The 10,445-nt window shown below is 65.8% G+C and carries 6 protein-coding genes and 1 pseudogene; 3 read left to right on the top strand and 4 right to left on the bottom strand.

The window, feature by feature from the left end; translation table 11 throughout:
• Positions 1-80: 80 nt before the first annotated feature.
• Positions 81-1,406: pseudogene (locus tag ACO6VM_RS24895) on the bottom strand (HAMP domain-containing protein); the annotation flags it as partial.
• A 226-nt stretch (positions 1,407-1,632) separates the two neighbouring features.
• Here ACO6VM_RS24895 and ACO6VM_RS24900 point away from each other — a divergent pair.
• Positions 1,633-2,952, top strand: coding sequence for a Na+/H+ antiporter family protein (locus ACO6VM_RS24900; protein WP_422403943.1), 1,320 nt, complete (start codon positions 1,633-1,635; stop codon positions 2,950-2,952).
• 223 nt (positions 2,953-3,175) lie between these two features.
• On the opposite strand, the gene ACO6VM_RS24905 is transcribed toward ACO6VM_RS24900, so the two are convergent.
• The 3 genes from ACO6VM_RS24905 to ACO6VM_RS24915 all read right to left on the bottom strand — a co-directional run bounded on the left by ACO6VM_RS24905 (position 3,176) and on the right by ACO6VM_RS24915 (position 7,845).
• Positions 3,176-4,174, bottom strand: coding sequence for a FecR family protein (locus ACO6VM_RS24905; protein ID WP_422403944.1), 999 nt, complete (start codon positions 4,172-4,174; stop codon positions 3,176-3,178).
• A gap of 160 nt (positions 4,175-4,334) precedes the next feature.
• Positions 4,335-6,104 carry an acyl-CoA dehydrogenase C-terminal domain-containing protein gene (locus ACO6VM_RS24910; RefSeq protein WP_422403945.1) on the bottom strand — a complete coding sequence of 590 codons (1,770 nt, stop codon included), beginning with the start codon at positions 6,102-6,104 and terminating at the stop codon, positions 4,335-4,337.
• A gap of 118 nt (positions 6,105-6,222) precedes the next feature.
• Positions 6,223-7,845 (bottom strand): acyl-CoA synthetase, encoded by a 1,623-nt coding sequence (locus tag ACO6VM_RS24915; protein WP_422403946.1) that lies wholly within the window; start codon positions 7,843-7,845, stop codon positions 6,223-6,225.
• A 182-nt stretch (positions 7,846-8,027) separates the two neighbouring features.
• Between ACO6VM_RS24915 and ACO6VM_RS24920 the strand changes: the two genes are divergently transcribed.
• Complete coding sequence (locus ACO6VM_RS24920) at positions 8,028-9,434, top strand: sensor histidine kinase (protein WP_422403947.1); 1,407 nt, start codon at positions 8,028-8,030, stop codon at positions 9,432-9,434.
• 11 nt (positions 9,435-9,445) lie between these two features.
• Complete coding sequence (locus tag ACO6VM_RS24925) at positions 9,446-10,069, top strand: response regulator transcription factor (protein ID WP_401060804.1); 624 nt, start codon at positions 9,446-9,448, stop codon at positions 10,067-10,069.
• Positions 10,070-10,445 lie beyond the last annotated feature (376 nt).

Below are 10,445 nucleotides of genomic sequence, written 5' to 3' on the forward strand. Positions count from 1 at the left end.
ATGGCCGAGGACTGGTCGGCGGTGCCACGGGCGGCCTGCACCGAGCGCTTCACTTCGGCGATGGTCGGCTGCAGCTTGTCGAGGAAGCGGTTGAACCAGCCGGCCAGCTCGCCCAGCTCGTCGCGCTTGTCGTATTGCAGGCGGCGGGTCAGGTCGCCTTCGCCGCTGGCGATGTCCTTGAGCATGGCGGCCACGCCGAGGATCGGCTTGGTCACGGTGCGGGCCATCAGCCACACCAGCAGCAGGCCGGCGATGGCGGCGGCCAGGCCCAGGCCCAGCTCCAGCAGGGTGCCGCTGGTATTGAGGGCGTCGAGCTCCTGCTTGAGCGTTTCGGCCGGGCCGGTCAGGGCGCTTTCCGGTACGTCCAGCAGCACGCCCCACGGCTTGCCGCCGGGGATCGGCTCGAAGGCGGCCAGCACTTTCAGGCGCTGCGCACCATGCAGGATCTGCAACTTGCCTTCGGCCAGCTTGCGCACCAGCTCCGCGCCTTGCGCGCTGTCGACCTGGTCCAGGCGCTGAGCCAGCTTGCCGGCATCGGCGCTATAGCCGGCCAGCAAGCCGACCGGGCTGAGGATGCCGACCGTGGTGCGGCCTTCGTACAGGCCACGGCTGGCCGACTCGCTCAGGGCCTGCAGGCTGTTGAGGTTGATGTCGATGGACAGGGTGGCGATCACCTTGCCGTTGCTCTTGAGCGGGAACACGATGCTGGTCATCAGCACGCGCTGGCCGTCGATGTCGTAGAAGTACGGCTCGACCACGCACACCGTGCCGGTGCTGCGTGGGCACACCCACCAGGTGTTGGCGGGCTGGCCGCTGGGGCCGACTTCGGTGTTGGCCATGTCGTGCTCGGGCAGTGCCATCGAGGTCAGCTGGCCGGCGCGCGGTTGCGACCAGTACAGGGCGAAGCGGCCGGTCTCGTTGCTGCCCAGTTCCGTCTGGCCGGCGAACAGCTTGTCCTTGCCGTCCAGTGCGCCGGGCTCGAATACCAGCGACAGGCCGAGCAGGTCAGGGTTGGCCTGCAGCGCAGCACGCACCTGGGCGGTCATGTCCTGGCGCAGGTCGTAGGCGTCGAGGAAACGTTTTTCCGCCTGTTCGCGCAGGAACAGCACCTGGCGGGCAAAGCCAGCGCCGTACTGGTAGGCGTCCATGAACTGGCGGCGGATGTTCAGGGCCTGCACTTCACCTTGCGATTCGATGCGCGACTGCGCCGCTTCGCTGAGCATGTGCATGCTGCTGGCCTTGACCAGGTCGGAACTGTGGTCCATGCGGTACAGCGAAAGGCCGACCAGCAAGGTGACGATACTGGCCAGGCACAGGCCGGCCAGCAGGGTGATCTTCCATTGGATGGAGAGTTGTCGCAGCGCAGGCATTGGGGCAAATCCCTTGTAATAGGTTTGATGCTGCATGCTGTATCGGCGCTGCAGGATTTTTCTTTATTCAAACGTTCAATTTAAACTCGCTACTTTCGTCTATGTCCTACAAGGATGCGCGGCGCAGACGCTTTTGACTTCTGCTGGCCTGTGCTTCAGAGTGTGCGCCCTTCATAACAACATCCCCTGGTCCGGCCACTGCCTGCGCGCAGCTGTCGCCGGAACGCTCGCTTTTTGTCTGTCGTAAAGAGGTTTGCACACCATGAATGCAGTGATTGCCGCGGTCGGGCTCATGCTGATCCTGAGCCTGTCCCGCGTGCATGTGGTCATCGCGCTGATCATCGGCGCCCTGGCCGGTGGCCTGGTCGGTGGCCTGGGTATCGAGGGCACGCTCAAGGCCTTCAACGGTGGCCTGGGTGGCGGTGCCACGGTGGCGTTGTCGTATGCGCTGCTCGGCGCCTTCGCCGTGGCCATCGCCAAGTCGGGCCTGGCCCATGCCCTGGCCGATCGCGCCCTGGCGATGATCGACCGTCAGGGGCATGCCGATGGCGGCAAGGTCAAATGGCTGCTGATCGGCCTGATGCTGGTGGTGGCGGTTTCGTCGCAGAACATCCTGCCGATCCACATCGCCTTCATTCCGTTGCTGGTGCCACCGCTTTTATATGTACTGACGCGCCTGCGCATCGACCGCCGGCTGATCGCCTGTGTGATCACCTTCGGCCTGATCACCCCGTACATGTTCCTGCCGGTGGGCTTTGGCAACATCTTCCTCAACGAGATCCTGCTGGCCAACGTCGCCCGCGCGGGCGTGGACGTGAGCGGGGTCAATGTGACCCACGCCATGGCCATCCCGGCGGCCGGCATGCTCGCTGGCCTGCTGCTGGCAGTGTTCGTCAGCTATCGCAAGAAGCGCGACTACGACCTGGCGCGCATCGAAGAGGTCGAGCAGGTCAGCGTGCAATACAACCCGCTGACCCTGGTGGTCGCCGGTGTGGCCATCGGTGCGGCGTTCATCATCCAGCTGTGGCTGGACTCGATGATCATCGGCGCGATGGTGGGTTTTTTGATCTTCTCGCTGTCGGGCATCGTGCGCTGGAAGGACACCGACGACCTGTTCACCGAGGGCATGAAGATGATGGCGATGATCGGCTTCATCATGATCGCCGCCTCGGGCTTTGCCGATGTGATGAAGGCCACCGGTGAAGTGAAGACCCTGGTCGAGACCTCGGCGCAGTGGATCGATCACAGCAAGGGTATCGGCGCGTTGCTGATGCTGCTGGTGGGGTTGCTGGTGACCATGGGCATCGGCTCGTCGTTCTCCACCGTGCCGATCCTGGCAGCGATCTTCGTGCCGCTGTGCGTGCAACTGGGCTTCGACCCGGTGGCCACGGTGTGCATTGTCGGGACCGCCGGTGCCCTGGGCGATGCCGGTTCGCCAGCCTCGGACTCAACCTTGGGGCCGACCTCGGGGCTGAACGTGGATGGCCAGCACCACCATATCTGGGACACCGTGGTGCCGACGTTCCTCCATTACAACCTGCCGTTGCTGGCGTTTGGCTGGTTGGCGGCGATGACGCTTTGACGTGCGTTTGATCTGGGGGTGGGGCGCCTCTGCGGCCCTTTCGCCGGCGTAGCCTGCTCTCACTTCCACCGCGTCGAACTTGAGCCGTGTGCTGTACCTGTGGGAGCCGGCTTGCCGGCGATCACCGGCGTAGCCGGTGGCCAGTATCGCGGTGCCTGCATCGCCGGCAAGCCGGCTCCCACAGGAATCGCGGATGTTCAAGGCGCTGGGTTAGATGGTTGCCTCAGCCGCGGCTTGGCGGCGGGGTGATGCGGTTGAGGACGGTGCTGCCGTCCTTGCTGCGGGTGAGGTACACCGGCAGTACCTTGGGCAGGGTGTCGACCAGGCGTGCCACTTCGCGGGTGTTGTAGACGCCGCTGATGCGGATCCTGGCGGTGCTGTCGTCGGCCAGGCGCAATGGCTTGTCGAGGTAGCGGTTGATCACCGGCAGGGCCTGGGCCAGGCTCAGGTTGTCCAGCACCAGCTTGCCACTGCGCCAGGCCAGGCTGTTGCCCGAGTCGTCGCTCTGGCTCAGCTGCGGTTCGAAATCACCGGTGTGGTAGCTGGCCTGCATGCCCGGGCCGAGGCGGTAGCCCCCGGCGTTGCCATCGTTGCTGACCAGCACCGAGCCTTCCACCAGCGTCACCTTGACCTGGTCTTCATACTTCCACACGTTGAACTGGGTACCGGTGACCCGGGTCTGGCCGTTGCCGGCACGGACGATGAAGGGGTGGCTGCTGTCGTGCGCGACCTTGAAGAACGCCTCGCCCTTGATCAGGGTAACGCGGCGTTCGTCCTTGTAGTTCAGGTAGCGCAGCTCGCTGTGCAGGTTGAGTTCGACGCTGCTGCCGTCGCTCAGGCGCACCTGGCGCAACTGGTCGGTGGTTTCGACATGCTGGTAGCCGTTGGGCAGCCAGCCTTGTTCCCAGCCCACCCAGCCGGCCAGGGGCAGGGCGAGCAGGGCAATGGCCGCCGCCGAGGCCAATGGCCGCCAATTACGGGCCGCGGCCTGCCGGGGTTTGAGCTCCACCACCTGGGCGCTGCGCGGCAGCAGGTCGGCGGTCTGCCAGATCTCCAGCATCGCCTGGTACTCCTGCGCGTGCCGCAGGTCGGCCGCCAGCCACTGGCTGAACGCCGCCCGTTCCGCCGCCGTGCAGTCTTCGGCGTGCAGGCGCATGCACCAATGCGCGGCGGCGTCGGTGATGGCATCGTCTTCGCTGGGGGTGAGGCGGTCCTGGTTCATTACGGCTCCCGGTTTTGCGGGCATTCTACCCTTGGCAGAGGGCTTCCGAGAACGTGTTAATGGCGAATGACTATCAATTGTAGGAAATTTCGTAGTAGTTGCGCATGGCTCGTATCTGCTTTCAGCCCATCGCGGGGCAGATCCGCGATGGGCCGAGCTTTCAGAACTGCTCTGCCGCCATCCCATACAGGCTGGTGCTGCCGGCTCGAATGGTGGCTTCCAGGGCCAGGCCACGTGGCAACACGCGCTGGAAGTAGAACGCCGCGCAGTCGAGTTTGGCGCCATGGAAGGCCGGGTCCTGCGCCTGCCGGGCCTGCGCCACGTTGGCCATGCGCGCCCACATGTAGGCATAGGCGGTCAGGCCGAACAGGTGCAGGTACTCCACCGCCGAGGCGCTGACCAGGTTGGCGTCCGTGCGGGCCTGCGCCTGCAGCCACTGGCTGACGCGCTCCAGGCGCACCAGTGCCTCCAGCAGCGCCTCGCGATGCAGCGCGGCGTCCACGCAAAAGGCGCGGATCTCGGCCACCAGGCCAGCCAGGGCCTGGCCACCGTCGCCCAGTACCTTGCGCCCGAGCAGGTCGAGGGCCTGGATACCGTTGGTGCCCTCGTAGATTTGTGCGATGCGCACGTCGCGCACGCGCTGCTCCTGGCCCCATTCGCGGATGTAACCGTGGCCGCCAAACACTTGCTGGCCCAGCACACAGCTTTCCAGGCCGTTGTCGGTGAAGAATGCCTTGGCCACTGGCGTCAGCAAGGCCACTTGGCGCTGGGCACGCTCGCGCTCGCCGGCATCCTCGGCGTAACGGGCGATATCCAGCTGTTGCCCGACGTACACGGCGAAGGCGCGGCCACCCTCGGTAAGGGTGCGCATGGTCAGCAGCATGCGCCGCACATCGCCGTGCACGATGATCGGGTCGGCGCTGCGCGTGGGGTGGGCGCTGCCGCTGGCTGCGCGGCTTTGCAGGCGCTCGTTGGCGTAGCGTGCGGCGGCTTGGTACGAGGCTTCGGCGCAACCGATGCCCTGCAGGCCGATGGACAGCCGCTCGTAGTTCATCATGGTGAACATCGCCGCCAGGCCTTTGTTCGCCTCGCCAACCAGATACCCCTCGGCCTGGTCGAAGTTCATTACGCAGGTGGCCGAGGCCTTGATGCCCATCTTGTGTTCGATCGACCCGCAGTGGGCGCCGTTGCGCGCGCCCAGGCTGCCATCGGCGGCGACCCGGTATTTCGGCACCAGGAACAGCGAGATGCCCTTGGCGCCGGCCGGTGCGTCGGGCAGGCGCGCCAGCACCAGGTGGACGATGTTCTCGGTGAGGTCCTGTTCGCCGCCGGTGATGAAGATCTTGCTGCCGCTCAGCTGATAGCTGCCATCGGCCTGGGGTTCGGCGCGGGTGCGGATCAGCCCCAGGTCGGTGCCGGCGTGGGGCTCGGTCAGGCACATGGTGCCGGCCCAGCGGCCTTGGTACAGCGCTGGCAGGTAAGTGGCCTTGAGCTGTTCGCTGGCGTGGGCGTCGATGGCCAGGCAACTGCCGGCGGTGAGCGCGGAATACAGGCTGAAGCTGCTGTCGGCGGCGTACAGCATCTCTTCGAACAGCACCCCGAGCATTTTCGGCATGCCCATGCCGCCGTGCTCGGGGTTGCCGCCCAGGCCAACCCAGCCGCCCTCGCGGTAGGTGCGCCAGGCTTCCCGGAAACCGTCGGGGGTGCGCACTTCACCGTTGGCGAACTGCACGCCCTGTTCGTCGCCGTTACGGCTGAGCGGGGCGATCAACTGGCCGGTGAGGCGGGCGGCTTCTTCGAGGATGGCGTCGGCGGTGTCGGCGTCGAGCCGCTCGGCCAGGGCGGGAAGGCGCGCCCACAGGGCAGGGCCTTGGAACACTTCGTGGAGGACGAAGTGCATGTCGCGCAGAGGGGCGGTGTAGTCGGTCATCTGAGTCTCATGAACTGGCAGGAAATCGGGGCGGGCGTTATCGCGGGGCAAGCCCGCTCCCACGAATGATCTGGCGTGGGAGCGGCGGTGCGCCGATGCGACTTGCCCCGCGATGGTTTCAGAGCGCCCGGGCGCGGTCGCGCAGTACGTATTTCTGGATCTTGCCGGTGCTGGTCTTGGGCAATTCGCCGAACACCACGGTCTTCGGTACCTTGAACCCAGCCAGGTGCTCGCGGCACCAGGCGACGATTTCGTTTTCGCGGGTGCCGCCGTGGCCGGTCTTGAGGGCGACGAAGGCGCAGGGCGTCTCACCCCATTTTTCGTCGGGGCGCGCCACCACGGCGGCTTCGAGCACAGCCGGGTGGCGGTACAGGGCGTCCTCGACCTCGATGGTGGAGATGTTCTCGCCGCCGGAAATGATGATGTCCTTGAGCCGGTCCTTGATCTCGACGTAGCCATCGGCATGCCACACCGCCAGGTCGCCGGTGTGGAACCAGCCGCCGCGGAAGGCCTCGGCGGTGGCCTCGGGGTTCTTCAGGTAGCCCTTCATCACGGTGTTGCCGCGCATGAAGATCTCACCCAGGGTATTGCCGTCGCGCGGTACCGGTTCGAGGGTTTGCGGGTCGGCGACCATCAGGCCGTCCAGGGTCGGGTAGCGCACGCCCTGGCGCGACTTGATCCGCGCCCGTTCATCCAGGGTCAGTGCGTCCCACTCCTCATGCCAGGCACACACGGTCACCGGGCCGTAGACCTCGGTCAGGCCGTAGGTGTGGGTGATGTGGATGCCCATTTCTTCCACCGCACCGATCACCTTGGCCGGCGGCGCGGCGCCGGCGACCATCGCCTGCACCGGGTGTTCGATGGCGGCCTTGGCGGCGTCGGGCATGTTGACCAGGGCGTTGAGCACGATCGGCGCGCCGCACAGATGGCTGACCCGATGTTCGCGGATCAGCGTGAGGATCTTCTGCGGGTCGACCCGGCGCAGGAACACGTGGGTGCCGGCCAGCGCGGTGACGGTCCAGGGATAGCACCAGCCGTTGCAGTGGAACATCGGCAGGGTCCACAGGTACACCGGGCGGTGGCCCATGGCCCAGGTCATCTGGTTGCCCAGGGCGTTGAGGTAGGCGCCGCGGTGGTGATAGACCACGCCCTTGGGGTTGCCGGTGGTGCCGGAGGTGTAGTTGAGCGAGATCGCCTGCCATTCGTCCTCCGGCCACTCCCAGGCGAAGTCCGGGTCGCCCTCGGCGAGCAGGGCCTCGTAGTCCAGGTCGCTGACCGGCTGGCCCTCGCCGTATTCCGGGTCATCCACGTCGATCACCAGCGGCGGGTGTTCGAGCAGGGCCAGGGCATCGCGGATCACGCCGTGGAGCTCGCGGTCGCCGATCAGTACCTTGGCTTCGCCATGGCGCAGCATGAAGGCGATGGCCTCGGCGTCCAGGCGCACGTTGAGGGTGTTGAGCACAGCGCCGATCATCGGTACGCCGAAGTGCGCTTCAAGCATGGCCGGGATGTTCGGCAGCATCACCGCCACCGTGTCGCCACGGCCGACGCCACGGCCCTGCAGGGCACTGGCCAGGCGCCGGCAGCGGGCATAGGTTTCGCGCCAGTCACGGCGGATGGCACCATGGATCACGGCCGGGTACTGGCCATACACCGCGGCGGTGCGTTCGATGAAGCTCAGCGGGGTGAGGGCGACGTGGTTGACAGGTGCGGGCATCAGGCCCTGGGAGAAGATCGACATGCGCGGTTCCTGTAGGGGAGGCAGGCGCACTCCGTGCGCTAGACCCCCGGTGGCTGATTGTTAGCTCTGTTCAGGGTGTGGGAGGGGCGTGCCTCCCTGTCGCTTTTTACGCGAGCCGCTATGGTATCTGGAAGATCGACTATAGCAATATAGTAAAACTACTATAACAAGAGCCTTTGCCCGTGAAGCCTGACTGCTCCCCCTTGCTCGCCCTGGATCCGCAACCGAGCCTTTTGCTGGCAGCCGATGCCGGCCCCTTGCAGCTCAACGCCGCCTTGCAGGCACTGATTGCCGAAGGGCCGCCGCTGGCCAGTTGGCTACCGGGCAACCATGCCGCGCTGGTGCGCGCCTGCCTACGCCAGGGGCGGGCAATAAGCGAGGTCGAGGCTCAGGTGGGCGAGCGCATCCTGTTGTGGACCTTCATCCCCGATCACGCCGGCCAACAGGTGCTGGCCCGCTGCCGCGATGCCAGCGGCGAGCGCCAGGGTGAGCGTGAGGCCAGCCGGGCCCGGCGGCTGTACCGGCTGATCACCGAGAACACCACCGACCTGATTTCCCGGCACAGCCCGGACGGGCGCTTTCTTGATGCCACGCCTGCGGCCTTCCGCTTGCTCGGGGTATGGCCGGAGCAACTGCGCGGCAGCCCGGCGCGCAGCCTGCTGCACCCGCGCGAGCGCCGCCAGGCGCTGTTGCAGGCCGGTGCGGCGCTGGAGGCGGACGGTTACCACACCATGACCTGCCGCGTGCGCCATGCCGATGGCCGTTACCGTTGGTTCGAGATCGCCTGCCGGGCGATCCGCGAAACCTATACCGGTGCGGTGGTAGAGATCGTCGCCGTGTCCCGCGACATCACCCTGCGCATCGAGGCCCAGGAAAACCTGGCCCACAGCGCCCGGGTGGCAACGCTGGGCGAGCTGGCTTCGGGCATCGCCCACGAGATCAACCAGCCGCTGGCCGCGGTGCTCAACTACAGCAATGCCAGCCTGCGCTACCTGAACAACCTGGAGCACGACCCCCAGGCCCGTGAACGGGTTGCCCAGGGCCTGCAACGCATCAGCCAACAGGCCACCCATGCCGCCGAGGTGATCCGCCGCCTGCGCGCCTTCCTGCGCAAGGGCCCGCGCCAGCTGCAGGCGCTGGATATCGCCCAGGTTGCCGGGGAAGCGCTCAGGCTGTGCGCCTGGGAGGCGGGTGCGGCGCAGGTGCGCATCGAACAGCGGCTGGGGCCGCAGCTGCCGACGGTGTACGCCGATCGGGTGTTGCTGGAGCAGGTGCTGCTCAACCTGCTGCGCAATGCCATCGACGCCAACCGTGAGCAGCACGCAGGCCAACCGTCGCGTATTCTGCTGGGCGCCTGGCGCCAGGATGACGGGCTGCTGGTGGAGGTGGCCGACCAGGGGCCTGGCGTGGCGCCTGAGCAGTTGGAGGCGATCTTTACGCCGTTCACTACCAGCAAGGCCGATGGTCTGGGCCTGGGGTTGAGCATGAGCCGCAGCATTGTCGAAGGCTTGGGTGGCAGCCTGTGGGCGCGGCTGGGTGAGGGCGGCGGCTTGGTGTTGTGTTGCCGGCTGGCGGTGAATCGGACATGAAGGAGGGGGCGGTGGTGCAAGCGAAGGTGTATGTGGTGGACGACGACCCGGGGATGCTCGATTCGACGGTGTGGCTGCTCGAGTCGGTGGGCTTGCAGGCTTTGCCGTTTACCAGTGGCCAGGCGTTTCTGGAGGCCTGCGACGGTAGTGGCCCGGCTTGTGTGTTGCTGGATGTGCGCATGCCGGGGATGGGCGGGCTGGCGGTGCAGCAGGCGTTGCAGCAGCGGGGGGTGGACATGCCGTTGATCTTTGTCAGCGGGCATGCCGATGTGCCGATCGTGGTGCGGGCGTTCAAGGCGGGGGCCTGTGATTTCATCGAGAAGCCGTATAACGATCAGTTGCTGCTGGACAGTGTGCAGGCGGCGCTTGGGCGTGCCCAGGGGGGGGATGGGGCGGTGGAGGAGGTGCAGGCGCGGATCGACAGCCTGACGCCGCGGGAGCGGGATGTGTTTGTTCCGTTGGTGCAGGGGTTGGGGAATCGGGAGATTGCCGAGCGGTTGGGGGTTAGTGTCAAGACGATTGACCTTTATCGGGGGCGGGTGATGAAGCGGATGCAGGCGGGGAGTTTGGCGGAGTTGGTGGGGATGGCGATTGCTTGTGGGGTGGTGGGGGCGTTGGGGTTACGGGAGGTTTGAGCTGGTTTATTGTTGGTTTCAAGTTCCAAGTTTCAAGTTTCAAGTTTCAAGTTTCAAGTTTCAAGTTTCAAGTTATAGCTTCGGCCGTGCACTTAAAGGTCATTAATTATTGGTTGTTGGTTTTGAGTTTTATATGTGCATTCATTTGTGATGTCGACGCTTAGTCACCTTTCCGCCCTTACGGCGGCCTACTTTGGTCTTGGCCAAAGTAGGCAAAGCCGCTCGCTCCCATCATACGGCCCCTACGCTGCGCTTCGGGGTCCCTTCGCTCCGGCGTCCTCCGGGCCCGCGCGGCCTCCGACTTGCTGCGCAAGTCTACATCTCGCGCCTTCGGCTGCGCCGAAGGGTGCTGCGCACCAGGGCCCTCCAGACGCCT

The organism is Pseudomonas sp. GZD-209, assembly GCF_049310485.1.
Classification (GTDB): Bacteria; Pseudomonadota; Gammaproteobacteria; order Pseudomonadales; family Pseudomonadaceae; genus Aquipseudomonas; species Aquipseudomonas sichuanensis.